Source organism: Plantibacter cousiniae (nom. nud.), from assembly GCF_977070315.1.
On record NZ_CDRVEU010000005.1, the window covers coordinates 269,236 to 293,956 of the forward strand.

Here is a 24,721-nt window from a genome sequence, read left to right on the forward strand (position 1 = left end):
TTATAGCCAGCCGGAGCGCTTGAAGCTGGCGAACAGTGCCGTACACCCGCCCAGAATGACGCCCAGCACGATGAAGTAGCCGTATTCCCACTTGAGTTCAGGCATGTTCTCGAAATTCATGCCGTAGATACCTGCAATCGCTGTCGGGAACGCCAGAATCGCTGCCCAACCGGCGAACTTGCGTTGCACGATGCTCTGCCGCGAAGACTCCAGCAGCAGGCCGATTTCGATCGTCTGGCTGGCGATGTCACACAGGTTGCCCAGGTCTTCCATCTGGCGCTTGACGTGAATTTCGACATCGCGAAAGTAGGGGCGCATGTTCTTGTCGATGAACGGAAAACTCAGTCTCTGCAATTCTTCGCCCACTTCCACCATGGGTGCCACGTAGCGACGCATGCGTAACAGGTCGCGGCGCAGGGCATGAATGTGCTGGATGTCGGACTCGCGCAACGAGCCACCGATGACGCTCTGCTCCAGTTGCTCGAGCTCGGCGTGAATGGCTTCGGTCACCGGCTGATAGTTCTCGGTCACGAAGTCCAGAAGCGCGTAGAGCACGAAGTCTTCGCCGTGCTCCAGCAGCAGTGGTCTGGCCTCGCAACGCTGACGCACCAGTCCGTAGGACTTGGAGTGGCCGTTGCGCGAGGTGATGACGTAGCCCTTGCCGGCGAAGATATGGGTTTCGATGAACAGCAGCTTGCCGTTGTCGCGTACGGGGGCGTAAGTCACGATGAACAGTGCATCGCCAAAGGTTTCCAGCTTCGGACGGCTATGCACCTCCAGCGCGTCTTCAAGGGCCAGCTCATGCAGATTGAACTGCTCCTTGAGGCTGGTCAGCTCCGCGTTGGTGGGCTGCTCCAGTCCTATCCAGACGAAGTGATCGGGCTTGGCTGCCCAGGCGGCGCCCTCATCGAGGGTGATATCACGGACTTTTTTACCCTTGCTGTACACCGCTGCTGCAACAACTCGACCCATGGTGCTATCGCTTCTTCAATTTGTCAGTGGCGCAAAAACATGCGCGGTCGCTGATCAGATTGATCAAATGCGTATGAGTTCGCCGATAAACGAAAGCCCGTTGGCGCGGGCTTCGGTCGAGCATCAGAGCATGTGCTGCCGATCCTGTTCGATCGCTGCCTCCAGCGTGTCGAGCAAGGCCTTTCTGACCTTGAGTTTGGTCTTCCTGTGCGCGCTCATGTTGATCTTCTTCAATTGCCCGGCGACGGCCAGCGCGGTGCTCTGCAGCTCCTCGACGCTGACCACGCGGTCGAGGAAGCCGGCGGCCATCGCTGCTTCAGGGTCGAACATCTCGGCGTTGATCACTGAGCGATTGAACGCCGATTTGCGCAGGCGATCGCGCGCCAGCTCTATACCGGCATGGTGCATGGTCATGCCGATCTGCACTTCGTTCAGACCGATACTGAATGGCCCGGCGACGCCGATTCGATAATCGGCGGACAGCAGCAGAAAAGCGCCCTTGGCAACCGCGTGGCCGGGGCAGGCGACGATGATCGGGAAGGGGTGCGACAGCATGCGCCGCGCCAGCGTCGAGCCCTGTGCGACCAGCTCGATCGCGGCCTCGGGGCTGGAGGTCATGACCTTGAGGTCGTAACCGCCCGACAGAATGCCCGGCTGGCCGGTGAGAATAACGATGGCCCTATCCTTTTCGGCCTGGTCCAGCGCGGCGTTGAACGCAACGATCACGTCCGGGGAAATGGCATTGACCTTGCCGTTGTTCAGGGTCAGCGTGGCGACACCGTCGTCCAGATGGTATGAGACCAGATCACTCATGACGTGATTCCTTTATTGAAGTGAGCAGACGTTACTCATCCATAGGGAGCAGGTAAAGCGCTGACTGCCGGGTCACTGAATGGCGTGCCGATCAATGGCGGATTCAGCGCCGACTGCGCTCTGCGTCATGGCTGGATATCGTTGAATCCGCAATATTCTTCCCAGTCCATCCCCAGCGCTTCGGCGACCTGGCGGTGTGCTTCCAGACGCATGCTCTGCAACTGTTCGGGCGACTCGGCAATCAGTTCCAGCGCCAGCTCCCAGGTTTCGAGACCCTGGCTCTCGGCCTCGTCTTCGAACGCCCACTGCACTTGCTGCTTTTGCTCCTTGGGGCTCAACGCGCTGATCTCATCCTTCAGGGTCGGATGGGTCGCGAGGTATTTCGCCAGCGCGGCCTCGTTCCACTCAAGCGTATTCATGTGGTTTTTCCTCAAACGTTTCGATAGCCAGGCTGTCTCTTGGAATAGCCCGGCAAGACGGCGTGATTGTGAGGGAGGTGCCCAGCAAAGCGAACATCGACAGCGTTATTGAAAGCCTTTTCATGATGTACTCCCGGCAGACGCAAGCATGGCGCAAGGCTACCATTTGCTCTTTGCCGCTGCCATATCCCTCTGCCAGGTCCGTTCGTCAGACACATCGCACGGCTGTGGTCACAGGCTCTCTGACTATCAGGTCCTGAATTTAACAAACGGAGGCGCACATGACCGGCACCCAGCCAGGCAGCAGCAACGGAAACAACAACGATCAGGGTTTCGACGAGAAGTCGCCGGACGCCAAAGACCCGCAGATCGACCCTACCGAGCCTGCAAAGACTCCTGCGACCGAAAAAGGCAGCAAGGATGATTACCCGCCTTACACCCCGGACAAGTAACTAACAGATTGCCCTCGGTGAGTACCGGGGGCGATTTATAGCCGAACCTCGCTTTACCCCCTCGTACTACTTGTTGGCATCAAGGTATTCCAGCAGATCTTCCATTCGCTCATCGTTACCCATCCACCACAGTTTCATGCGAGTGCCGGGGACAACTTCGCTCGGGTCCTTGATATACGTGCGCAACTCTTCGCGCGTCCATACCAGCCCCGAGTTCTTCATCGCGTCGGTGTAAACGTAGCCTTCCTGTTGCCCCGCCTGACGACCAATGATGCCGTTGAGGGGCGGGCCAAATGCGCTGCGTGCAGAAGGGCCGATCTTGTGACAGCCCGAGCAGAGGCGGGTGAAGACTGCTTTCCCGGCCTCTGCATCGCCCGCGCCTTGAGCAAGCGCAGGTAGGGCCAGTGCCAACAGGAGTAATGCGGTTTTTTTCATCGGTCATCCACAGCGCGTTCGGCCTTTTGCTCAAAAGTGGCAAATGTTAGCGCAATTATCGCGGGATCACTTGCTGGCCGGTATCTGGCTCGACAGTTCGTCGAAGTCACGCTTGTAACTCGCCATCTCGGCTGCGCTGACAAAGCTCTGCTCAAGAACCAGTTTCTTCGCTCCGGCTTCGATGGTCTCCAACTGGTGAAGAAAGCGCTTTTTCTTTCTGGCTTCCATTCGCGTGCCTGCCTCATCGATAGCTGTGCGTAGCTCTGTTGCCCGCTGGTTTACAAAATCCTGGCCTCGGCGGTCAACCGTGAGCCCGTCATTTTCGACATAACCTTCCAGCCCGGTTTTTTTCAAAACCAGCCACAACGCTTGATCCGGGGTAAACGTGCCCTTGAATTTCTTGACCTTTCTGCTGCTGTCCGCGCCCAGATCGACCTTCACCGGGCAGCCAGATCGGTGCGCCAGTTGCTGCAAGGCCTCGTCCAGACGTTGCGAAGGCATGTCATACGCCACCGGCGTCATCTGACACGCAGCGAACGCGGGAGCAGCCGCGAGACACGCAACGGCGAGGAGCAGTTTTTTCAGGGTGTTTTTCATGATTGCAGGGTTTTATCCGGCAGGTAGGGCTTGGAAATCGTTTTCTGCATGATGTTCCCTGTCTGCCCGACGCTTGCTTGAGCAGTCGTGTCCCTTATGTCTCTTGACCCATGCCAGACGCTGCATGCTCAAATCGCAGACAAAGAAAAGCCCGCGATGGGGGGTAGCGGGCTTAAGGTCTTGCTGGGAATTGAGTTAACAATAAACCCGCGAACGTGAAAAAAGCGTGAACTGCCAGATACAATTTACAAACAATTCAAATCACGGCTCGCCGTCCCAGTAATCGAGGTTTTCCGTGGTCCGCTGGTTGGCGGTGAACACTCGGGTCCCTTGAACCGAAACCATCGCCTGGTACTTGCCCGAGTCCGGGTACTCACACACTTCGGGCGTTTCCCGGGTGCTGATCGACAGGTACTTCAGCGGCGCCTGTGAGGTATTGATGATCTGGTGCGGGTAATCGGCACCCGCGGGGATAAATACGATGTCACCCGTTCTGATCGGCAGCATCTCGCCCGCAACACGCAAACTGCCTTCGCCCTCGATGATCACGAACATCTCTTCCTGCGCATGATGAAAATGATAAGGGCACGAGCGCTTGCCCGGCGCGACGACATCAATCGAGGCCCCGAGCTTTTGTGCCGCCGTGCCTGTGCCCAGGCGGGCTGCCGAGCTTTCATAGAGCGGTTCACGAACTTCATGTGCGAGGGGAGCCTCGTTGAAATTGCGAATCAGACGAGACGCCAGTTCACGTGCGCGTTCATTCATGTCGGTCGACGCTCGATGAGTTCAGAAGAGGGTACTTTAGACCAGAGCGCGTGAGGTGTTGCAGGCAGTTACCTCGATCAGGAAAAAACAGCCCCAGGCAGCCGCCACAAAAAGCCCGCTGCGCCGTATGCATGCGTTGCGCAACTCGGAAAGCTATTCACCTGAAACTCGTCTACACTTCAAATCACGATTTGGCCCCTATCAGAGGACGCACCATGTTTTCAAAACCCGACATTCAGCGCGTTCTTGAGACAGCTTTTCTGCCTTCAAAGTGCGAGTGCGTCGTAGCGCCAAATGAAACCTTCTCGGTGAAGCTTCTCCATCCCGAGTCAGGTGATATCCAGCCCTACGTAACGGGGCTGTCCCTGTCCGAGGTAGACAGCAGCCGATCCATCGCACGGCTGGTGCTTTCGCTGAGAGAACAACGAGACCTGATGGGGTTGATGGATTTGTCCCTGAGGCGGATGGCGTAGGGGCTGGGCTCGTATGTTGATTGCGTTGTATCAGTGATGACCAGAAAGCATCTTTCAGGGTGAAGTTACCTTCAACCCTGACAAGGCTCTTTACTCGCAGTGGGTAGCGGTGGGCAAATGCATAGGCAGTCACTCCGACCGAATGCCCAACAGGACTCACTGCTCATTCATTGAGCTCGGCTTCGACGCATGTCGTGTATTCGTCCGACCCGTCCCTGAATATTGATATTCCCTACAGGCGTATCTTGGTGGTTTCAATAGCCGTAAAGGTCAGGTGCAAGGAAGGCCGATCACCGAGCTGTCTATGAATCTCGGGATCATTCAATGTACCGATAAGCCACTCCTTGGGTATCGTCGTTCCGCGCATGCTTGCTTCGATCTTCTGATGATCTCAACCCTATATTCATTCAGATCACGAAAGTTCTTGATCGTCCAAGCATGCGGAGGCACTTTCATGCCGTTCTCTTTCAAGGTTTTAGGGATCAGATTGCCGTTGGGTCGCGGTATGACCGACGACACGATAACTCCAGAATACTCCGCCCGACGCCTCTTGAATCCCCGGGTCGTCGAGTCGGGCGTCGGTGGTGAGCTTTTGTGAGCCAGCGGGCCTGTGCTCCTGAGGTCCGATCCATGACAGACAGTGAAGAAGATTCTCTGGCCAATAGGACTCTGTGATTCGTTACAGGGTGTACTATCGAAGACTACCCATCAGAAATCAGCTAGCCATGTCCGCGCTAAACGAAGAGAGCCGCCAGATCGTAGCTGCTCTGGCGTACCGGGTTGGCCCGAATGCTGATACTGCAAGCATCGCGCAAGCGACGGTCTCGATTTTGGAGGCTATGCACGCAGCACTTACCCCCATCATTGGTCAGCAGGGGGTCGCGGCGCTTCATCGACGCAGCCTTCATCTCTGCGCCTCCCGCCAGCCGCACCTGGCCCACATATCCGATCGTGTGCAAACCGCGCCGGATCTGAACACGCTTAATTCTGAACTCGTTACAGAAAGCGAAGCAGACGCCTTGTTGTTTGGTGAAGTGATGCTGACCACCTTCTACGAACTGCTCACTACGCTGATCGGGCCCTCGCTCACCGCACGTTTGCTTCGTGACGTGTGGAAACCTTCTTTGAGCGACACATCTGCGCAGGAAAATTCGCCATGAACACCAAAGTGACTATCAACCGCTTGGCCACTGGGGTGCCAGGACTGGACGAGGTACTGGGCGGGGGATTGCCGGAGTTTTCGTTCAATCTTATCGCCGGCCCGCCTGGCTGTGGCAAAACCACTCTGGCGCACCAAATGATGTTCGCCCTGGCAACGCCCGAGCGTCCGGCATTGTTCTTCACCGTGCTCGGCGAACCTCCGTTGAAGATGCTGCGTTATCAACAGCAATTTGACTTTTTCGACGACGAAGCCATCAACCAGTCGATCCGTTACATCAACCTGGCCAGTGACACTCTGGCGGGGGATCTGGATGAAGTATTACGCCGAATCGTCGCTGAGGTAGAGGCATACTCTCCGGCGCTGGTGTTCGTCGACTCGTTTCGCTCAGTGGTGCTGGCGAGCCAGACCCAGGACAACCCCAATAACAATTTGCCGCAGTTCGTTCAGCAACTGGGCATGTTGATGACCACTTGGCAAGCAACGACCTTCCTGATTGGCGAATACTTCAACGAAACTGACACCAACCCGATTTTCACCGTGGCCGACGGTCTGATCTGGTTGCGCCAGAGCGTGCAGCGCAACTCCATGGTGCGCAAAATGGAAATCATGAAGATGCGCGGCCAGCCGACGCTGCCGGGACTGCACACCTTTCGTATCGCCACCTCAGGCATAAAGGTTTTCGCACCGGCGCCCATCAGCCATGTTGACCTGCCCGTGACGTTTCCGATACAGCGCCTGAAAATGGGGGTGCCACAACTTGACGAGATGCTCGGGGGTGGCTTGCCCCGTGGTTACTCCCTATTGGTGGCAGGCCCATCAGGGTCGGGCAAAAGCATTCTCGCTGCGACGTTCCTGGCCGAGGGGGCGCGCAATGGCGAGACCGGCGTGATCGCGGTATTCGAGCAACGCCCCAACCACTCCCAGAATGCCACTCTCGCGGGCTTGATCAAGGATGGAACAGTCAGTCTGGTCGATAGCCGCGCGCCGGATTTGTCCATTGACGAAATCGTTCAGTTGCTGTTGCACGAGATCGGCCGACTAAATGCCACACGCGTCGTGATCGACTCCCTGTCAGGCTTCGAACTAGCCTTGGCCCCGACGTTCCGCGAGGATTTCCGTGAGTCGCTGTCGCGCATGGTCACGGCGCTCACCAGTGCAGGCGTCAGCGTATTAATGACCTCCGAGCTGGAAGACCGTTACACCGATCTGCGCTTCAGTCCCTACGGTACGGCATTTCTGACCGACGCAATCATTGTCCAGCGCTACATTGAGGTTGAGAGCCGTTTGTTGCGAATCATGGCTGTGGTCAAGGTGCGGGCCAGTGCTCACTCCGATGAACTAAGGTTGTACTGTATCGACGATGATGGCTTGCAGATTGGAGGCATGTTGCCGAATAAGGAAGGCTTGCTAGGGGGGCGCCCGACCCAACAGCGTATGGTCACATTCGAAGGATGAGCGAAATATCATGAGCGAGGGCAACGGCAAGAATGCGCAAGCCACGGCGGCCGCAGCACGCGAACTGTTCCTTCTCGGCCAGAAAACGGTCGCAGCGCGTGCGGCGCTGGCAGCGGTTCATAAGGAACTCAACCAGACCAATGCCAAACTCGTCGATAATCGCCACGTCGAGCAATTGATCGAGGCCAACCAGCAGTTGGTACTGTCAATTCTAGCCGCGCAATCGGATGTGGAAAATCCGGAAAGCGCGCAGACAGAACAGAACATGTACCTCGAGATGCGCGAGGCAAACGAGCAATTGGTAATAGCCGCGCTTAGCGCACGAGACCTCCAGGTTACAGCGGAACATGCGCTGGATCAGCAACGCAACTTTCTGAACCAGGTGGCCCACGAACTCCGAAATCCACTGACGCCCATCAGCATGATTGCTGGCAGGCTGGTATGTGTGCCTAGCGAAGAATTACCCCGTATGCAGATGTTGATTGAGGGGCAGGTGAAGCAGATGTCCCGATTGGTGGAAGATTTGCTCGACATCGCCCGCGCCAGCACCGGTAAATTTCGCCTTGATTGCCACATTGTCGATATGGCTCAAACAATCCATGAGGCAATAGAGATCTGCACCCCGATCATGATCGCTCATAACCTGCATTTCAGTTCGCAACTGCAGGAGTGCACGATGATGGTTAAGGGCGATTCTGCTCGCCTTGCTCAAATCCTTGGCAATCTGCTGAGCAATGCAGCGAAGTATACTCCTGCCGGTGGTACGGTCACTCTGACCGCGACAACTCAAGCCGAACACCTGGAAATACTTATCCTCGATACCGGTATTGGTATAACTGCTGGCGCGCTGCCATTTATTTTCGAGCCCTTTGTACAGGATGTTCACGCGGTGGGGTTCAACGGTGCAGGCCTGGGCATTGGTCTGACGGTCGTGCGTGAGTTGATCGAAGCCCATGGCGGTACGGTGACTGGTACTAGTGAGGGAGAAGGTAAGGGGAGCGAGTTTATAATGAAACTACCCTTGGCGAGCCATTGACGGCGTCTAGACGCAAAACAGGCTTTCCGTGCGGTACATGCACCCACTGTTTCGACTGCGCTTCGGTATTTACTCCCTCATATCAACCTGGATTCAGCGCCTGCAATGCCCTGAATTTCTGTGCTAATGCTTGTTAATACTCACTGACGATCGTGCCTCAGTGTTGCATCTGTAAAACGCTAATTATCCTCTCCCGTCCGGACATGTGAATCGTTCCTGATTGTGTAAAGCAATCAGGCATTGATAATGAACAGATTCGCCGCGAGCCCGTGCCGTTGATGCCACGGATGACCAATCCGCCCGTTCAAACCCGACTGAACTGTGAAGCCCTCCCGAGGCCTGAACTTAACACCCCTTGAAGGAGCCAGCCCCATGAACAGCGATCAACTCAATCAATACGACGCCGAGCGCCTTCACCAGCGAGTAGCGGCCGAACTGGGCATTACGGCCGAAGAGCTGACCACCTGGATGATCAACGATATCGAACGCGTGACCGAAGGCGGCAAGGACGTCGGGCACATGGTGGTCTTTCGCGAGTCGACCCCTGCGGAGGTTCTCGACAAGGTTCAGCACAAGCAAAGCCATTTCACGGCCATGACCGGTGTAATCGATCTGAGCTAAGTGCAGCGGGCTTTGATGCTCAAAGCCCGCAGACTCAATAGCCTGCCCCGGTGCCTGCGCCTGTCACGATCGCAATCCCGGAACTGGTGCCCAGGCGTGTTGCGCCGGCTTCAATCATCGCTCTGGCCGTGGCTACGTCACGCACGCCGCCAGACGCCTTGACGCCGATGTCAGGGCCGACCACCCGGCGCATCAGCGCCACATCCTCGAGCGTCGCGCCACTGCGGCTGAAGCCTGTGGAGGTTTTAACGAATGCCACGCCCAGCTCGCGGCAGATCTCGCAGGCGCGCACTTTCTGCGCCTCATCGAGCAGGCAGGTTTCCAGGATCACCTTGAGCGGCACCTTGCCACAGGCTTGCAGCACTGCGGCGATATCGTCGCGGACCTCATCGAACAGGCCGTCCTTTAGCCAGCCGATGTTCAGCACCATGTCGATTTCCTGAGCTCCGGCAGCGATCGTCAGGGCGGCTTCCGACGCCTTGCTGGCACTCAGCCCGGCGCCCAGCGGAAAGCCCACCACCGCACAGACCTTCACGGCAGAGCCGGCCAGTTGTCGAGCGGCAAAAGGTACTTGGCTGGAGTTCACGCACACCGAGTAGAAACCTTGCTCCCGGGCTTCGGCGCAAAGTGTTGCAATCTGCTCTCGGCTGGCATCCGCCGCCAACAAGGTGTGATCGATGGTCTGGGCCAGTGCAGCGGGTTCGAGTGAATTCATCAAGGGATTCCTGTCATCAGTAAAAACACTTGGGTGGATACCCATAAGTTAAAAAATTAACACTTGGTGTTACTCTAGCGACACCTCCAACGGATTGCCGGGATGCCCATGGACGTCAAGAAAAACGACCGCATCAAACAGATTCAACAGGCCCTGCAAGATCAGAAAGCCATCCATCTGCGGGAGATGGCGGCGCTGCTCGATGTGTCCGAAATGACCTTGCGCCGTGACCTCAGCCGGCACCCCGAGCAGTTACGGCTGCTGGGCGGCTACATCACCCGCGCCCATGATGATCCTGAACCGGGGGATTACCGGGTCAGCGAGCAGGACACCCGTCATGTCGAGGAGAAGCGCCGCATCGGCAAGCTGGCCGCCACCTTCATCCGACCCGGCGACACGGTGTTTTTCGACTGTGGCACGACGATCCCCTTCGTGGTCGATTTCATCCCCGACGAGCTGGAGTTCACCGCGGTGTGCAACTCGCTCAACGTGCTGCTCAAGCTGCAACAGAAACCCAACTGCAGCATCGTCCTGTGCGGCGGCATGTTCCACCGCAAAAACCAGGTGTTCGAGAGCCATGCCGAAACCAGCATCCTCGATGGCGTGCGCCTGACCTGGGCCTTTGTTTCGGCGGCCGGGGTCAGCCTGGACTGCGGTGTCACCTGCTTCAATTTCCATGAGGTGGAGGTCAAGCAGAAGGTCATGCGCCAGGCCCGGCAAAGCCTGCTGCTGGCCGATCACTCCAAATTCGACGCCGTTCGCACTGCACACTTCGGTGCCTTGAGCGATTTCCATTGCGTGGTCAGCGATAAGAAAATCCCGCGTAGCTACCGCGAGGCCATCGAGGCTGGCGGGGCGCAGCTTGTAATCTAGAAGCATCACGGTTGCAGCGCCCGGCGTTCGGCTGCGTTCAGGTAACCGGTGGTCAGGCTGAACTCGGCGCTGGCACCGGGCGCGAGGCTGCGCACGTTGCCTTTGGCGAGTTCGGCGCGGTAGCCCTCCGGTTCACAGGTAGCCGGCAAGATGAAGGCCGCCACCTGCTGATCGGTGTTATGCAGGATCCAGCGCGCGGCATGTTCAAATTGCAGGGGGCTGTAGCGGGTGTAGAACGCCGCGCCGTCGGGATGATCAAGGAAGAAGTGCGCCTGCCCCTGAGCGTCGCTGCGCACGTCGTCGAAGAAGCAGACGATTTCCGGGTCATACAGCGCGGGCGAGTCGAGCACCTTGAGGCGGGTCGGGTCCTCGCTCAGTTCTGCTATATAGGCGCTCCAGGTCGGCGTCGGCCGCACATGGGCCGGCACGCTGGCACGCACCCGTGTGCGCTCGCAGCCCAGGGGCTGGGTGAGGCGGGCGCCGTCGACGTAGGCGTAGTTCATGTGCGCCATGTACATCAGGTCCATGGGCTTGCCGGCCAGATTGACCACCTGCATACCGATCTCGAACAGCCCGCTGGCCGGGCGCAGGGTCACGCTCGGACTGGCCCGGTAATGGTCGCCGAAGCCCTGCACGTATTCGCAGGTGCCGCCGAGGCGCAGATAAGCGCCGTGCTCGTCTTCACCTGCCTGCAGCCAGGCATCGTCCATCGGCGCGCAGGGCATCTCGCCGTGCAGCGCATGATCATCCTCCGGCCCCGGGCAACCGTTGCGCAGCAGGCCGCTGTGAAACATGAAACAGCCGTAGGTGCCGATCACGCTGGCACTGGGCCGCGGCTGGGTGAACATATTGAGCATGGTCAAATCAACGCCGTCGAATTCGGCCGACCAGATCATTTGCCCCTGCCAGGGCAGGATCACCAGCTTGCCGCGGCTGTTTTCCAGTGACAGCGCCTTGACCCCGCTGGGGTAGGTCCAGGCACGCACGCTGAAATTCTCGGATTCGAGCAGCAGCCGGCTGGTCTGGTCCCAGAGCTGGGGGTAGAGCGGCAGGCGCAACGCTTCGCTACTCATTGCGCCACCGCCGTGGCCGAACCACCCAGCACCGGTTGCGGCTGACGCATGCAGTACACTGCGTACATCACGATGGCCACGAAGCACAGCAGCGGCACGCTATAGGCAATCTGCATGTTGCCGCCATTGGCGTCGCTGAGCAGGCCTTGGAAAATCGGCATCACGCCACCGCCGACGATGCTCATCACCAGCAACGAGCCGCCAACACCGGTGTCCTCGCCGAGCCCGTCAATGGTCAGACCATAGATGGTCGGCCAGCAAGGCCCGAGAAACACACTGACCCCTACGGCGGCATACACCGCAGTGATATTCGGCACCAGGATGGTGTAGGCCAGCAGCGCGATGCACAGCACGCCATACACCGCGAGAACTTTGGCCGGATGCATTTTGCGCATCAGCAGGTTGGCGATCATCTTGCCGATGAAATAGGCGGCAAAGGTGGTCAGCAGGAACCACGAGGCACTGCGCTCGTTCATGCCGCCCATTTGCATGGCCAGGCGAATGGTGAAGCTCCACACCCCGACCTGCGCGCCCACGTAGAGAAACTGCGCCAGTACACCGAAGCTGAAGCGCGGATTGCGACGCAGGCGGCCGAGGCTCTGGCCGATGCTCGAACGCGATTCGCTGACGGTGCCGTTGCCCTTGCACGCGGGGAAGCGGGTGATGGCGATCAGGAAGAACATCAATATGAGTACCGCGATCATCCATTTGTACGGCAGCAGGGTCGACTGGATCATTTGCAATTGCTGCGCTGCTGTCTCGCTGGCGCTCATCTGGGCCAACTGTTCGCTGGTGGCGTCGGTGTCCTTGAACATCACGAAGCTGCCGACGTATACACCGGTCATTGCGCCGAACGGGTGGAAGGTCTGCGAGATGTTCAGGCGCCGTGTGCCGGTTTCCCGTGGCCCCATCAGTGTCGAATAGGTGTTGCACGCGGTCTCGAGAAACGACAGGCCGGCGGCGATGACGAACAGTGCCATCAGGAACATGCCGTACTTGGCGGTCGACGCCGCTGGAAAGAACAGGGCGCAGCCGAACAGGTACAGCATCAGGCCGATGAGGATGGTGGTCTTGTAGCTGAAGCGACGCACCACCAGTGCGGCCGGAATGGCGACGAAAAAGTAGCCCAGGTAGAACGCCGACTGGACGAAAGCGGTCTGGAAGTCGCTGAGCAGGAAGGCCTTCTTGAAGTGCGCGATCAGCACGTCGTTCATGCTCGCGGCCGCCGCCCACAGGGCGAAGATGCTGCAGAGCAGGAGGAAGGCGAACCACGGCGTACGGTTCAGGTAGAACCCGTCCGGGGTTTGTTGCAGCGCAGGCTTATTCATTATTGTTCTCCGCGAGATGCTGGTGAGTGTCAGTTGGCCGATGCATCGAGGAAGCGCGCAAACGTCGGCGCATCGGGGTAAGAAGATTGCGTGCCGAGGCCGGTGACCGAGCAGGCCGAGTAGGCCACCGCCTGGTGCATGGCCTGGCGAATATTGCCGTCCTGGCTCCAGTGCCGGGCGAAGCAGCCAATGAAGGCGTCACCTGCACCCGTGGTGTCGCGCGCCTGAACCTTGACCCCTGGCACCTGCCACTCGCCTTCGGCGCCGACGTACAGCGCCCCTTGTTCGCCCAGGGTGACGATGACGTGGCGTACACCCAGCTTGACCAATTGCCGTGCCGCCTGAGCCGCCTCTTCGGCGCACGTCACCGGCTGGCCGCTGATCAATGCCAGCTCGCTCTCGTTGGGGATCAGGAAATCCAGCTGCGCCAAGTGCTCGCGGCTCAGGCCGGCCAAGGCCGGTGCCGGATTGAGCAGCACCGGGATGGCATGCCGATGAGCGAAGGCGATGGCGTGGTAAACGGTCGCCAGCTCGACTTCCAGTTGCAGCACAATCAACGCGCAATCGCGCAGCTGCGCCTCGGCGCGGTCGATATCGGCCGGGCTCAGGTGAGCATTGGCACCTTTGACGATGAGGATGCTGTTATGGGAGTTCTCCTGGACGAAGATCGGCGCGACGCCGCTCGACACGCCCGGCACCCGTTCGACGAAGCGTGTATCAATGCCCAGCCGTTGAAAATTGGCCAGGGTGGTATCAGCAAAAGCATCGTCGCCGACCTTGCTGAGCATCAGCACGTCCGCGCCCAACAGCGCTGCGGCAGCGGCCTGATTGGCACCCTTGCCGCCGCAGCCCATGGCAAAACGCGGTGCTTCGAGCGTCTCGCCTTGGGCAGGCATGCGTTCGATGTAAGTAATCAGGTCGACCATGTTGCTGCCGATGACTGCAATCTTGCTCATTGTTATTTTGACCTCACCAGCGCCGATGGAAGCCTCGACGGCTTTATTTATGTTATTTAAATAACATTTTCTGTGAGGATTCAATCTTTATTTTTTGATATGAGCGTGCGCTATCAAAACGCCTGCAGGGCGTTTGGGTGGCCGTTCCGGATTGGAGGCAGGGTTGTCGCGCGCGTGAGGCGTGCCCCTGAATAATTGATTCCACGGCCATTTTTTTAGACCCCAGAAACCACAAAACCCCTGAATTCGTTGAAGAATTCAGGGGTTTTGTGTGTTTCAAATATGGCGGTGAAGGAGGGATTCGAACCCTCGATACAATTTCTTGTATACACACTTTCCAGGCGTGCTCCTTAAGCCACTCGGACACCTCACCGTATCTCGACGACAACGTTGTGTCTGTCGAGGCGCGCTAATGTAGTCGAAACCTTTTCCTAACGCAAAACTTTTTTTCAGATTTTTCATGCGCTTAAGCAAATAAACGCTTATGTGCCACTGAAAAGCCCAAGAAGGCGGTGCGACGCTGAGGCGCAGCGCCGCTCGTCTCGTGAAGTTCAGGCGCTAAAGCCGCCATCGATGGTCAGGCTGGCACCGGTGATGTAGCTCGCTTCAGGCCCAGCGAGGTAGGCAACGAAGCTGGCAATTTCTTCGCTGGTGCCGTAACGGGGCAGGGCCATCAGTGCTTTCAGGGTTTCGGCGAATTCGCCCTGCGCCGGGTTCATGTCGGTGTCCACCGGGCCGGGCTGGACGTTGTTGACGGTGATGCCCTGCGGGCCGAGGTCGCGGGCCATGCCTTTGGTCAGGCCGATCAGCGCCGACTTGCTCATGGCGTACGTGGCACCGCCCGCAAAGGGCATGCGGTCGGCGTTGGTGCTACCGATGTTGATGATGCGGCCGCCTTCTTCCATGTGCCGGGCGGCTTCCTGGCTGGCGATGAACACGCTACGCACGTTGATCGCCAGGGTTTTGTCGAAGTCCTGCATGCTGAATTCATTGAGTGGTGCGATCGCCAGAATGCCGGCGTTGTTGACCAGAATGTCCAGCCTGCCAAGGGTTTCAGCGGTGTTCTGCACGGCCTGGCGAATTGCCTTCTCATCGGCACTGTCTGCGCGAATGGCCAGTGCCCGACCACCATTGGCGACGATGCTGTCTTGAATCTCCAGAGCGTTGACCTCGGAGCTGACGTAGGTAAATGCCACGGCGGCGCCTTCTTTGGCCAGGCGCTGGACGATGGCCGCGCCGATACCGCGTGAGCCGCCCTGCACGAGCGCTACTTTGCCGGCGAGTTTAAGGTGTTCGATCATGATGTTCTCCTTGGGGGCAGGTCTCGGACAGGCCTGAGCCTATCGACGATTGCGACCAGAATAGACCTTGATTGCGATAGTCTTGCTGAACCAAAAGTTCGGACTGATTCATCATGGATATTCAAGGCAACAGCGCGCTGATCCTGATCGACATGCAGCAGGGCATCAATCACCCCAAGCTGGGGCGGCGTAACAATCCGCAGGCCGAGGCGAATATCGGCGCGCTGCTGAGTGCCTGGCGACAATCCGGGCGGCCGGTGATTCATGTCCGGCATTTCTCGACGTCGCCGCAATCAGTGTTCTGGCCGGAGCAGTCGGGGGTCGAGTACCAGCCAGCGTTCTTGCCGCACGCCGATGAGCGGGAATTGAGCAAGCAGGTGCCTGACGCGTTTTGCGGATCGTTTCTGGAGATGTGGTTACGTTCGGACGGGATTGGGCAGGTGGTGATTGTCGGCGTGATCACCAACAATTCGGTCGAGTCCACCGCGCGCAGTGGCGGCAATCTGGGGTTTGATGTGCTGGTCGCGCACGATGCCTGCTTTACCTTCGATCAACAGGACTTCTTCGGCACGCCGCGCAGTGCCGAGGACGTGCATGCAATGTCGCTGGCCAACCTGCACGGTGAATACGCCACGGTCCTGTCCACGGCGCAAATTCTCCAGCAGGTTGCTGTCGAATAAGCGCCGGACGGGTTTACTTGCGGGTTTTCTTCGGGGCTGCGGGAAGCGGGGCGAACAGTGCCTGCAAATCTTCGTCGCGCAATTTCCAGTCGCCGCTGGTGCGACCGTCAAGCACACCCGAGGCCAGCGCTGATTTTTCCCGTTGCAGGCGCTGGATTTTCTCTTCCACGGTGCCGCGCGCGATCATCTTGTAGACGAACACCGGCTTGTCCTGGCCGATACGGTACGCGCGGTCGGTCGCCTGATTTTCCGCTGCCGGATTCCACCACGGGTCGTAGTGGATCACCGTATCGGCGGCGGTCAGGTTGAGGCCGGTGCCGCCTGCTTTGAGGCTGATCAGGAAGATCGGCAGCTTGCCACTCTGGAAATCATGGATCGGTGTGCGGCGATCGCGGGTCGACCCGGTCAGCAGGGCGTAGGCGATACCGCGTTGCTTGAGCTCTTCCTCGATCAGGCTGAGCATCGAAGTGAACTGCGAGAACAACAGAATCTTGCGACCTTCGGCCAGCAGTTCTTCGAACATCTCCATCAGGCTGTTGAGCTTGCCCGAGGTGCCCTGTTTGCTGTTGACCGGCATGTCCTTATTGACCAGACGCAGGTCGCAGCACACCTGACGCAGCTTGAGCAGCGCTTCGAGAATGATGATCTGGCTGCGTGCCACGCCTTTGCGGGTGATTTCGTCCCTGACCTTTTTATCCATCGCCAGGCGCACGGTTTCGTACACATCGCGCTGCGCGTCGTTGAGGTCTACCCAGTGGATGATCTCGGTCTTGGGTGGCAGTTCGGTCGCGACCTGTTCCTTGGTGCGACGCAGCAGGAACGGCTTGATGCGCGCATTGAGGTGATGCAAGCGGTCCTGGTTGCCGTGCTTTTCGATCGCCGTGCGGTAATTGCTGTTGAATTCCTTGCTGTTGCCCAGCCAACCGGGCATCAGGAAGTGAAGCAGCGACCACAGCTCGCCCAGGTGGTTTTCCAGTGGCGTACCGCTCAGGCACAGGCGCTGGCGGGCGTTGAGGTTGCGTGCGGCCTGGGCGGCCTTGCTGTTGGGGTTCTTGATGTACTGCGCTTCATCGAGAATCAGCACGTGGAAGGGCTGTTTTTCGAGCAGTTCCAGGTCCCGTGGCAACAGCGCGTAGGTGGTCAGGATCAGGTCGTAATCCTGAAGATTGCCGGCGTCCTGGTGGCGATTGGCGCCGTACAGAGCCAGCACTTTCAAATCCGGGGTGAAGTGCTCGGACTCGTCCAGCCAGTTGGGTATCAGGCTGGTCGGCATGACCGCCAGCGCCGGGCGGTCGAGGCGTCCGGCCTGTTTTTCCATCAGCAGATGAGCGAGGGTCTGCAGGGTCTTGCCCAGGCCCATGTCGTCGGCCAGCACACCGCCGACTTCCAGCTCGCGCAGCGACTGCATCCAGCTCAGGCCTTCCAGCTGATACGGGCGCAGCGTGGCGTTCAGGCCATCGGGCAGGCTGACCGGCGCGTCCTTGATGTTGATCAGGCGTTCGGCAAAGTGACGCAGGCGGTCGCCGCCCTGCCAGGTCAGCGGCAGGTCTTCGAGCTGGGTAAGGCGCGCCGCATCGGCTTTACTCATGCGCAGCGCGTTGTTGCCCTCCTGACGCCAGTAGAAGTCCCCCAGCGTCGCCAGTACCGGCTTGAGTCGGCCATAGGGCAGGGCGATCTGTACCGGGCTGCCGCCGCTTTGCGTGAAGTGGTTGAGCTGCACCAGCAATTGTTCTTCGTCCCCGCGCTTGGTCACGGCCGACGGGCTCATCAGTTCGGGATGGCTGCGGATCAGGTTGATCAGAATCGGCAGCAGGCTCAGGCGCTCGCCGTTGACGATGATGCCCAGTTCCAGGTCGAACCAGTCGCGTTCGTTCTCTTCGTCGATGACCGCGTACCAGTCTTCCACCGGCGTGACGTCGAAACCGAACTCGTCCTGAATGTCGATTTCCCAGCCTTGCTCGCGCAGGCGCGGCAGGTCATCAAGGACAAAGTGCAGCCAGGCCTTGTCGTTGGGCAGTTCGTACATGTCGCCGGCGCTGTCGGGCAACGCCTTGCTTTGCCGGGTGGCGACCTTGAAGCCCAGGTCGGCCAGTTCCTGACGCAACTGCCGCTCCCGTTCGCCCTGACGACGGATGCGCAGGGTTTCGGTGTCGGTGTGTTCGATGATGTCGCTTTTCTGATTCACCAGATCGCTGCCCAGCGAACTGACCAGAATGCTGACGTTGGTGGTGCCGACCGCGTAATGCTTGCCGTAGGCAAAGGCCAGCGCGGCACGGTGCTGAATGTGCCGCTGCATGCGCCCGTTGCGCGGCTCGTAGGCACTGAACTCGATGCTGGCCAGAATCAGCCTGGGCCGTGGCTGCAGGTCATCGATCAGGCGCTCCGGCAGCCTGGGTTTTTGCTCGACGGGCTTTTCCGGCTCTTGCTGGTGCGAGGCCAGTGCGGCCTGCAGCAACGGACGGTTTTGCGGGTCCTGCAGAAACAGCAGGGCGGCCACGCAATGTTTGCAATCGTTGCGAACCGGGCAGGTGCATTTGCAGGTCAGGTAATTCTTGTAGCGATCGGGGTCCTTGAACAGCAGTGTCTGGGTATAGATTTCCAGGCCCGAGCCTCGACAGGCGGTGCGGATGATCTGCGGGCTGGAGTCTTCCAGCACGATGCGTTTTTGCCGGGCGTAGTCGCGCCCTCGCTCAAGCGTTCGCTCGTGGAATAGGTCTGTCCAGGCCGCAGCCAGGACTTTTTCGAGAATGGACGACAAGTTTTAAAAAGCCCTACGCCGCAGCGATGCTCAAAAAGAAAGGGGACGCCCGGGCGTCCCTTGCGTACGTAAAGATCAAAGAGGAGAAACCTTGATCAGCAACGCGAGGTTGCCGTTGTCCAGATAGGTCAGCTCACCGTTCTTTACCCTGGCAGTCTGCTTCAATCGTTCACTGCTGATGACCACGCCATGCGGGTCCAGCTGGTTGACCCAGAATTGTGCACCAATATCGGTGAAGCATGCCATCGCCAGACTCACTGTACCTTCGATCGGGAAATGCCCAAGCCGCTCTTCACCATTGGTGATGGCGACTTTGCCCGGTTCGCTGCCGATGCTCTGCTGCCAGGCGCGCTGCATCAGCACTTCATAGTTGCCACTGCCTTGCAGTTTGCTCGCCAGATCATTGAGGGCGGGGCTTCGTTCATCGTTCGCGTCGATCTTCTGTGCGCCCTTGTCCCAGTTTTCCGGTACAAGCTGGCGGGTCGAGGCCGGCTCGCCGTTCTGGCGAAACAGCAGAATCTCGACCTGATACAGGCCGTCGGCGAACGCGGTCGGCGCGATCAGCGTCAGCAGCAGGATCAATGAACGAAACAGACGCATGCGTGAATCCTTCAAGCAGTTTTCGGGGTCAGGCGCTCAAGCAGCGCTTCGATCGTGTTGAAGCGCTCTTCCGGGCGCTCCATGGGAACCATGAATTTGAACAGCGTGGCACCTTCGAACTTGTAGCGGTTGGGCTGGCTCTGGATCAGCTTGATCAGGGTCAGTGGGTCAACCGGCGTCTCGGCCGCGAACTCGATACGGCCACCTTGCGGGCCACCGTCGATTTTCCGGATGCCCAGCTGTTCGGCGTGCAGTTTGAGCAGCGTGATACGCACCAGATTCTTGGTCGGTTCCGGAAGCAGGCCGAAGCGGTCGATCATTTCGACCTGCAGGTCCTTGAGGGCCTCTTCGTCGGCGGCGTTGGCAATGCGCTTGTAGAGGATCAGGCGCGTATGCACATCCGGCAGGTAGGCTTCGGGGATCAGTGCCGGCACGCGCAGGTTGATTTCCGGTCCGCCGCCCAGCGGCTGGTCGAGATTGGGCTGCTCGCCCTTGCGAATCGACTTCACCGCGCGCTCGAGCATTTCCATGTACAGGGTGAAGCCCACCGCCTGGATCTGGCCGCTCTGGCCGTCACCGAGCAGTTCGCCTGCGCCACGGATCTCCAGGTCGTTGGTGGCGAGCACGAAGCCCGCGCCCAGGTCCTGGGTGTTGGCAATCGCTTCCAGACGCTTTTCGGCATCCGGGGTGATTTGTTTGCGTGGCGGGGTCAGCAGGTAGGCATAGGCCTGGTGGTGACTGCGCCCGACGCGACCGCGCAACTGGTGCAACTGGGCCAGACCGAACTTGTCGGCGCGCTCGATGATGATGGTGTTGGCGCTCGGTACGTCGATGCCGGTCTCGATGATGGTCGAGGCGATCAGCACATTGAAGCGCTTGTGGTAGAAGTCGCTCATCACCTGTTCGAGTTCGCGCTCGCGCATCTGCCCGTGGCCGATGCCGATACGCGCCTCCGGCACCAGCTCGGCCAGGTCGGCGGCGCATTTCTCGATGGTCTTGACGTCGTTGTGCAGGTAATAGACCTGACCGCCGCGCAACAGCTCGCGCAGCAGGGCTTCCTTGATGGTCGGCTTGTTCTGCTCCATCACGAAAGTGCGTACCGACAGCCTGCGCGCCGGTGGCGTGGCGATGATCGACAGGTCACGCATGCCCGACACGGCCATGTTCAGGGTGCGCGGGATCGGCGTTGCGGTCAGGGTCAGAATATCGACCTCGCTGCGCAGCGCCTTGAGCTGTTCTTTCTGGCGCACGCCAAACCGGTGTTCTTCGTCGATGATCACCAGACCGAGGTTCTTGATCTTGACGTCATCCTGCAACAGCTTGTGCGTCCCGATAACGATGTCGATCTTGCCCTCGGCCAGATCGGCAACCGCGGCGCTGACTTCCTTGGCCGACTTGAAGCGGCTCATCACCTCGACGGTCACCGGCCAGTCGGCGAAACGGTCGCGGAAACTGTTGTAGTGCTGCTGGGCGAGCAGGGTGGTCGGCACCAGAATGGCCACCTGACGCCCGCCATGCACGGCGATGAAGGCGGCACGCATGGCCACTTCGGTCTTGCCGAAACCCACGTCGCCACAGACCAGCCGATCCATCGGCTTGGGCGCCAGCATGTCGGCGCGCACGGCATCGATGGTGGTCTGCTGATCCGGTGTCTCTTCGAACGGGAAGCCTGCGCTGAAGGTCGCGTAATCGGCTTTCGGGTCGGCAAACGCATAGCCTTCGCGGGCTGCGCGACGCGCGTAGATATCCAGCAGTTCGGCGGCCACGTCACGGACCTGCTCGGCAGCCTTGCGCTTGGCTTTCTGCCAGGTTTCCGAGCCCAGGCGGTGCAGCGGCGCGGTTTCGTCGTCGCTGCCGGTGTAGCGGGCAATCAGGTGCAGGTTGGCGACCGGGACGTACAGCTTGGCGTCTTCGGCGTAGGCCAGCATCAGGAATTCGGCGACCTGGTTTTCGACTTCCAGGGTCGCGAGCCCGAGATAACGGCCCACGCCATGATCGATGTGCACCACCGGCGCGCCTTCGCGCAGCTCGGTGAGGTTCTTGATGACTGCATCGTTATTGCCGCCGTCGGTGCGCTTTTCGCGGCGACGGCGCTGCATGACGCGCTGGCCGAACAGCGGGCTTTCTGCGATCAGCGCCAGGGCTGGTTGTTCCAGCAGCAGGCCTTCGTCAAGCGGCGCGATAGTGATTGCCAGCCGGTCCTTGCCGTCGACGAAATCCAGCCAGCTGTCGACGGTCTTGGGTCGCAGCTTGAGGCGTTCGAGCAGTTCCAGCAGCACTTCCCGGCGCCCGGCGGACTCCGCGGTGAACAGCACGCGACCGGGGAAGTCATCCAGAAAATTCGACAGGGCCGCCAGTGGTTGAGTGGCCTTGGCTTCGATGGACAGGTCCGGCAGGGACTGCGCCGGGAAGCGCTCGCGTTCGGCACCGGCGTCGACATCCTGCTGGCTGGCGACCACGCGCGGCCAGTTTTTCAGGCGCGCGAAGCAGTCTTCTACCGGGAGAAACAACTCGGCTGGCGGCAGCAGCGGCCGGGCCGGGTCGACGCGGCGTTCTTCATAGCGGTTGCGCACGTCGTTCCAGAAGTTCTCGGCAGCCTGTTCGATGCCCGGCAGGGAGAACACCTGGGTGTCCTGCGGCAGATAATCGAACAGCGTCGAGGTTTCCTCGAAGAACAACGGGATGTAGTACTCGATGCCGGCAGGCGTGATGCCGCTGCTCAAGTCCTGGAAAATCGGGCTGCGCCGGAAGTCCACGTCGAAGCGTTCGCGAAAGCGCGCCTTGAAGCGTGTGACTTCCTCTTTCTGCAGCGGGAATTCACGGGCGGGCAACAGGCGTACCGACTCGACCTTGTCGATGGAGCGCTGGGTGTCCGGGTCGAAGGTACGCAGCGTTTCGATCTCATCGTCGAACAGGTCGATACGAAACGGCAGCTTGCTGCCCATCGGGAACAGATCGATCAGCGCCCCGCGTACGGTGAACTCGCCGTGTTCGTAGACCGTGTCCACATACCGGTAGCCGCTGGCCTCCAGGCGCGTACGCATGGCTTCCACGTCGAGCTTCTGGCCGACATCCAGTACCAGGCTGCTGCCGAGCAGGAATTTGGTCGGCGCCAGTCTGTGTAGGGCGGTGGTGATGGGAACTACCAAAACGCCATGCTCCAGTTCCGGCAGGCGATAAAGGCTGGCAATGCGCTGGGAAATGATGTCCTGGTGCGGCGAAAACAGGTCGTAGGGCAGGGTTTCCCAGTCCGGGAAGTGCAGAACCGGCAGCGTAGGCGCAAAAAACTTCAGCTCTTGCTCGAGCCGCTCGGCGCTTTGGCTGTCGGCGGTCAGGAGCAGGGTGAAGCGCTTCGCCGCGCTGGCGGCTTCGGCAATGGCCAGGCTCAGTGTGGCACCGGGAAGATTGCCCCAGTGTTGTTTGCCTGCAGCGGCAGAAAGATGCGGTAGACGCAGAACTGGCACGGGAAGGTCGGGCTCCAGGCGTTGCAACAGGGGCGGCGATTGTAACGGGGGAAGGTGGTGGCTGTCAGTTTTCCGGAGTATTACCGAGTGTTTACGGGCGAAAATTATGTAGTGCGCGTCGATATGACAGCCGTGCATTGCTCATAAACAAAGGCGCGGTCATAATGTAGCCCCTTTTTTCAGCCCCTACATGTGGAAGGTTCCCGTGACTCAGAAGCCCGACCAGTGTCTTGGTGAATGGATTGATCGTGAAGCTCTCGCCGAAGCGATGATCCCGCTCATCGGTCAGCTCTACCGCAATAATAATGTGGTGAGCTCGATCTATGGCCGTAGCCTGATCAACCGTTCAGTCATCGCGATTCTCAAAGCTCACCGCTTTGCGCGTCATCGTCAGTCCGATGCGGTTGAGTTGTCCGTACACGAGACGTTCCCGCTGATCAAGGCGATGAGCGAGCTCAAGCTGGGTGCCGCTTCGGTGGACCTGGGCAAGCTGGCCGTGAAGTTCAAGACCGAAGGCAATGGCCGCACGCCAGAGCAGTTTGTTCGCGAAGAACTGGCCAGTGTAGTGGGTCAGCAGGGCACCAGCCCACGCAAGGGCACCGATGTCGTGCTGTATGGTTTCGGTCGTATCGGCCGCCTGCTGGCGCGGATCCTGATCGAGAAGACCGGTGGTGGCGACGGCCTGCGTCTGCGCGCCATCGTGGTCCGCAAGGGCGCGGAAAACGATCTGGTCAAGCGCGCCAGCCTGCTGCGCCGTGACTCGGTTCACGGTCCGTTCGATGGCACCATCACCATCGACGAAGCCAACAGCACGCTCACCGCCAACGGCAACCTGATTCAGGTGATCTACGCCAAGAACCCGTCCGAGGTGGATTACACCCAGTACGGTATCAAGGACGCTCTGCTGGTGGACAACACCGGTGTATGGCGTGATGCCGACGGTCTGGGTCAGCATCTGGCCTGCCCGGGCATCGACCGCGTGGTCCTGACCGCGCCGGGCAAGGGCAAGCTGAAGAACATCGTGCACGGTATCAACCACGGTGAAATCACTGCGGACGACAAGATCGTCTCGGCGGCATCCTGCACCACCAACGCCATCGTGCCGGTGCTCAAGGCGGTCAACGACAAGTTCGGCATCACCAACGGTCACGTCGAAACGGTTCACTCGTACACCAACGACCAGAACCTGATCGACAACTTCCACAAGGGCGACCGTCGTGGCCGTAGCGCTGCATTGAACATGGTCATCACCGAAACCGGTGCCGCTACCGCTGCTGCCAAGGCATTGCCTGAGCTGGCCGGCAAGCTGACCGGCAACGCTATTCGCGTTCCGACGCCGAACGTGTCCATGGCCATTCTCAACCTCAACCTCGAGAAGCAGACCACTCGCGAAGAAATGAACGAGTACCTGCGCTACATGGCGCTGCACTCGGACCTGCACAAGCAGATCGACTTCGTGAACTCGCAGGAAGTGGTCTCCACTGACTTCGTCGGCTCGCGTCACGCCGGTGTGGTGGACGCCGAAGCGACCATCGTCAATGACAACCGCGTTGTGCTGTACGTCTGGTACGACAACGAATTCGGTTACAGCCATCAGGTAGTTCGCGTGATGGAAGACATGGCAGACGTCAATCCGCCAGCATTCCCGCAGTAAACGTTGAACGCTTGAGCTGCCCGGTCTGACCGGGGCAGCAGATAAACGGGCCGATCCCTGCGCAAGCAGGCTTCGGCCCGTTTTGTTTTATGGCTGACCATGAGAATCTGTCACGCGCA

The 24,721-nt window shown here is 59.3% G+C and carries 23 protein-coding genes and 1 tRNA gene; 9 read left to right on the plus strand and 15 right to left on the minus strand.

Annotated elements, in window-relative coordinates:
• The 3 genes from ACW55A_RS12795 to ACW55A_RS12805 all read right to left on the minus strand — a co-directional run bounded on the left by ACW55A_RS12795 (position 1) and on the right by ACW55A_RS12805 (position 2,204).
• Entirely contained in the window at positions 1-972 is a 972-nt protein-coding gene (locus ACW55A_RS12795) for a magnesium and cobalt transport protein CorA (RefSeq protein WP_003371567.1), read from the minus strand.
• Between the two features lie 123 nt (positions 973-1,095).
• Complete coding sequence (locus tag ACW55A_RS12800) at positions 1,096-1,785, minus strand: crotonase/enoyl-CoA hydratase family protein (protein WP_003371569.1); 690 nt, start codon at positions 1,783-1,785, stop codon at positions 1,096-1,098.
• Between the two features lie 125 nt (positions 1,786-1,910).
• Entirely contained in the window at positions 1,911-2,204 is a 294-nt protein-coding gene (locus ACW55A_RS12805; RefSeq protein ID WP_044309813.1) for a DUF6388 family protein, read from the minus strand.
• 281 nt (positions 2,205-2,485) lie between these two features.
• Between ACW55A_RS12805 and ACW55A_RS12810 the strand changes: the two genes are divergently transcribed.
• Positions 2,486-2,656 carry a DUF6021 family protein gene (locus ACW55A_RS12810; RefSeq protein WP_003371575.1) on the plus strand — a complete coding sequence of 57 codons (171 nt, stop codon included), beginning with the start codon at positions 2,486-2,488 and terminating at the stop codon, positions 2,654-2,656.
• Between the two features lie 66 nt (positions 2,657-2,722).
• Here the strand turns inward: ACW55A_RS12810 and ACW55A_RS12815 are convergent, their stop codons facing one another.
• The 3 genes from ACW55A_RS12815 to ACW55A_RS12825 form a co-directional block, all read right to left on the minus strand.
• Positions 2,723-3,091 carry a c-type cytochrome gene (locus ACW55A_RS12815; RefSeq protein WP_044309816.1) on the minus strand — a complete coding sequence of 123 codons (369 nt, stop codon included), beginning with the start codon at positions 3,089-3,091 and terminating at the stop codon, positions 2,723-2,725.
• A gap of 66 nt (positions 3,092-3,157) precedes the next feature.
• The gene (locus ACW55A_RS12820; protein ID WP_499140326.1) at positions 3,158-3,592 is read right to left on the minus strand and encodes a hypothetical protein; all 435 of its coding nucleotides are present in this window, start codon (positions 3,590-3,592) and stop codon (positions 3,158-3,160) included.
• Positions 3,593-3,949: 357 nt separating this feature from the next.
• Entirely contained in the window at positions 3,950-4,453 is a 504-nt protein-coding gene (locus ACW55A_RS12825) for a cupin domain-containing protein (RefSeq protein ID WP_096243351.1), read from the minus strand.
• A 215-nt stretch (positions 4,454-4,668) separates the two neighbouring features.
• Here ACW55A_RS12825 and ACW55A_RS12830 point away from each other — a divergent pair, with 215 nt between their 5' ends.
• The 5 genes from ACW55A_RS12830 (at position 4,669) to ACW55A_RS12850 (ending at position 9,200) form a co-directional block, all read left to right on the plus strand.
• Positions 4,669-4,926 (plus strand): DUF1652 domain-containing protein, encoded by a 258-nt coding sequence (locus ACW55A_RS12830; protein WP_498811013.1) that lies wholly within the window; start codon positions 4,669-4,671, stop codon positions 4,924-4,926.
• Between the two features lie 725 nt (positions 4,927-5,651).
• Positions 5,652-6,086: a hypothetical protein gene (locus ACW55A_RS12835; protein WP_455808018.1), complete on the plus strand. Its 435-nt coding sequence runs from the start codon at positions 5,652-5,654 to the stop codon at positions 6,084-6,086.
• The gene (locus ACW55A_RS12840) at positions 6,083-7,543 is read left to right on the plus strand and encodes an ATPase domain-containing protein (RefSeq protein WP_498811014.1); all 1,461 of its coding nucleotides are present in this window, start codon (positions 6,083-6,085) and stop codon (positions 7,541-7,543) included. The genes ACW55A_RS12835 and ACW55A_RS12840 overlap by 4 nt, the downstream gene beginning before the upstream one ends.
• 10 nt (positions 7,544-7,553) lie before the next feature.
• Entirely contained in the window at positions 7,554-8,579 is a 1,026-nt protein-coding gene (locus ACW55A_RS12845; RefSeq protein ID WP_498811015.1) for a sensor histidine kinase, read from the plus strand.
• A gap of 372 nt (positions 8,580-8,951) precedes the next feature.
• Entirely contained in the window at positions 8,952-9,200 is a 249-nt protein-coding gene (locus ACW55A_RS12850; protein ID WP_032698248.1) for a hypothetical protein, read from the plus strand.
• Between the two features lie 34 nt (positions 9,201-9,234).
• Here ACW55A_RS12850 and deoC read toward each other — a convergent pair whose 3' ends face one another.
• The gene (gene deoC / locus ACW55A_RS12855) at positions 9,235-9,915 is read right to left on the minus strand and encodes a deoxyribose-phosphate aldolase (RefSeq protein ID WP_498811016.1); all 681 of its coding nucleotides are present in this window, start codon (positions 9,913-9,915) and stop codon (positions 9,235-9,237) included.
• 102 nt (positions 9,916-10,017) lie between these two features.
• Here deoC and deoR point away from each other — a divergent pair, with 102 nt between their 5' ends.
• The gene (gene deoR, locus ACW55A_RS12860) at positions 10,018-10,788 is read left to right on the plus strand and encodes a DNA-binding transcriptional repressor DeoR (RefSeq protein WP_003371587.1); all 771 of its coding nucleotides are present in this window, start codon (positions 10,018-10,020) and stop codon (positions 10,786-10,788) included.
• A 5-nt stretch (positions 10,789-10,793) separates the two neighbouring features.
• On the opposite strand, the gene ACW55A_RS12865 is transcribed toward deoR, so the two are convergent.
• The 5 genes from ACW55A_RS12865 to ACW55A_RS12885 all read right to left on the minus strand — a co-directional run bounded on the left by ACW55A_RS12865 (position 10,794) and on the right by ACW55A_RS12885 (position 15,446).
• The gene (locus tag ACW55A_RS12865) at positions 10,794-11,861 is read right to left on the minus strand and encodes an aldose 1-epimerase family protein (protein ID WP_368985003.1); all 1,068 of its coding nucleotides are present in this window, start codon (positions 11,859-11,861) and stop codon (positions 10,794-10,796) included.
• Positions 11,858-13,189 carry an L-fucose:H+ symporter permease gene (fucP, locus tag ACW55A_RS12870; RefSeq protein WP_498811017.1) on the minus strand — a complete coding sequence of 444 codons (1,332 nt, stop codon included), beginning with the start codon at positions 13,187-13,189 and terminating at the stop codon, positions 11,858-11,860. The genes ACW55A_RS12865 and fucP overlap by 4 nt, the downstream gene beginning before the upstream one ends.
• A gap of 29 nt (positions 13,190-13,218) precedes the next feature.
• Positions 13,219-14,145, minus strand: coding sequence for a ribokinase (gene rbsK, locus ACW55A_RS12875; RefSeq protein WP_455808014.1), 927 nt, complete (start codon positions 14,143-14,145; stop codon positions 13,219-13,221).
• Positions 14,146-14,428: 283 nt separating this feature from the next.
• Positions 14,429-14,518, minus strand: a tRNA-Ser gene (locus tag ACW55A_RS12880).
• 178 nt (positions 14,519-14,696) lie between these two features.
• Positions 14,697-15,446, minus strand: coding sequence for a 3-oxoacyl-ACP reductase family protein (locus tag ACW55A_RS12885; protein WP_455808013.1), 750 nt, complete (start codon positions 15,444-15,446; stop codon positions 14,697-14,699).
• 113 nt (positions 15,447-15,559) lie between these two features.
• Here ACW55A_RS12885 and ACW55A_RS12890 point away from each other — a divergent pair, with 113 nt between their 5' ends.
• Entirely contained in the window at positions 15,560-16,126 is a 567-nt protein-coding gene (locus ACW55A_RS12890; RefSeq protein WP_003371601.1) for a cysteine hydrolase family protein, read from the plus strand.
• A 13-nt stretch (positions 16,127-16,139) separates the two neighbouring features.
• Here ACW55A_RS12890 and ACW55A_RS12895 read toward each other — a convergent pair whose 3' ends face one another.
• From ACW55A_RS12895 to mfd, 3 genes are all read right to left on the minus strand, one after another.
• Positions 16,140-18,884, minus strand: coding sequence for a DEAD/DEAH box helicase (locus tag ACW55A_RS12895; RefSeq protein ID WP_498811018.1), 2,745 nt, complete (start codon positions 18,882-18,884; stop codon positions 16,140-16,142).
• A 75-nt stretch (positions 18,885-18,959) separates the two neighbouring features.
• Complete coding sequence (locus ACW55A_RS12900) at positions 18,960-19,484, minus strand: CsiV family protein (RefSeq protein WP_498811019.1); 525 nt, start codon at positions 19,482-19,484, stop codon at positions 18,960-18,962.
• 11 nt (positions 19,485-19,495) lie between these two features.
• Positions 19,496-22,948 (minus strand): transcription-repair coupling factor, encoded by a 3,453-nt coding sequence (gene mfd, locus ACW55A_RS12905; protein ID WP_498811020.1) that lies wholly within the window; start codon positions 22,946-22,948, stop codon positions 19,496-19,498.
• A gap of 205 nt (positions 22,949-23,153) precedes the next feature.
• Here mfd and ACW55A_RS12910 point away from each other — a divergent pair, with 205 nt between their 5' ends.
• Positions 23,154-24,602, plus strand: coding sequence for a glyceraldehyde-3-phosphate dehydrogenase (locus ACW55A_RS12910; protein WP_003436627.1), 1,449 nt, complete (start codon positions 23,154-23,156; stop codon positions 24,600-24,602).
• The last annotated feature ends 119 nt before the right edge of the window (positions 24,603-24,721 follow it).

Excerpts from the sequence above, each read along its gene's own strand:
- ACW55A_RS12885 (WP_455808013.1), bottom strand. The coding sequence starts at position 15,446 with ATGATCGAACACCTTAAACTCGCCGGCAAAGTAGCGCTCGTGCAGGGC.
- rbsK (WP_455808014.1), bottom strand. The coding sequence starts at position 14,145 with ATGAGCAAGATTGCAGTCATCGGCAGCAACATGGTCGACCTGATTACT.
- ACW55A_RS12810 (WP_003371575.1), top strand. The coding sequence starts at position 2,486 with ATGACCGGCACCCAGCCAGGCAGCAGCAACGGAAACAACAACGATCAG.
- ACW55A_RS12800 (WP_003371569.1), bottom strand. The coding sequence starts at position 1,785 with ATGAGTGATCTGGTCTCATACCATCTGGACGACGGTGTCGCCACGCTG.
- ACW55A_RS12840 (WP_498811014.1), top strand. The coding sequence starts at position 6,083 with ATGAACACCAAAGTGACTATCAACCGCTTGGCCACTGGGGTGCCAGGA.
- ACW55A_RS12815 (WP_044309816.1), bottom strand. The coding sequence starts at position 3,091 with ATGAAAAAAACCGCATTACTCCTGTTGGCACTGGCCCTACCTGCGCTT.
- ACW55A_RS12865 (WP_368985003.1), bottom strand. The coding sequence starts at position 11,861 with ATGAGTAGCGAAGCGTTGCGCCTGCCGCTCTACCCCCAGCTCTGGGAC.
- ACW55A_RS12890 (WP_003371601.1), top strand. The coding sequence starts at position 15,560 with ATGGATATTCAAGGCAACAGCGCGCTGATCCTGATCGACATGCAGCAG.
- deoC (WP_498811016.1), bottom strand. The coding sequence starts at position 9,915 with ATGAATTCACTCGAACCCGCTGCACTGGCCCAGACCATCGATCACACC.
- ACW55A_RS12900 (WP_498811019.1), bottom strand. The coding sequence starts at position 19,484 with ATGCGTCTGTTTCGTTCATTGATCCTGCTGCTGACGCTGATCGCGCCG.
- ACW55A_RS12805 (WP_044309813.1), bottom strand. The coding sequence starts at position 2,204 with ATGAATACGCTTGAGTGGAACGAGGCCGCGCTGGCGAAATACCTCGCG.
- ACW55A_RS12820 (WP_499140326.1), bottom strand. The coding sequence starts at position 3,592 with ATGCCTTCGCAACGTCTGGACGAGGCCTTGCAGCAACTGGCGCACCGA.
- ACW55A_RS12830 (WP_498811013.1), top strand. The coding sequence starts at position 4,669 with ATGTTTTCAAAACCCGACATTCAGCGCGTTCTTGAGACAGCTTTTCTG.
- fucP (WP_498811017.1), bottom strand. The coding sequence starts at position 13,189 with ATGAATAAGCCTGCGCTGCAACAAACCCCGGACGGGTTCTACCTGAAC.
- ACW55A_RS12845 (WP_498811015.1), top strand. The coding sequence starts at position 7,554 with ATGAGCGAGGGCAACGGCAAGAATGCGCAAGCCACGGCGGCCGCAGCA.
- ACW55A_RS12835 (WP_455808018.1), top strand. The coding sequence starts at position 5,652 with ATGTCCGCGCTAAACGAAGAGAGCCGCCAGATCGTAGCTGCTCTGGCG.
- ACW55A_RS12825 (WP_096243351.1), bottom strand. The coding sequence starts at position 4,453 with ATGAATGAACGCGCACGTGAACTGGCGTCTCGTCTGATTCGCAATTTC.
- ACW55A_RS12795 (WP_003371567.1), bottom strand. The coding sequence starts at position 972 with ATGGGTCGAGTTGTTGCAGCAGCGGTGTACAGCAAGGGTAAAAAAGTC.
- ACW55A_RS12850 (WP_032698248.1), top strand. The coding sequence starts at position 8,952 with ATGAACAGCGATCAACTCAATCAATACGACGCCGAGCGCCTTCACCAG.
- deoR (WP_003371587.1), top strand. The coding sequence starts at position 10,018 with ATGCCCATGGACGTCAAGAAAAACGACCGCATCAAACAGATTCAACAG.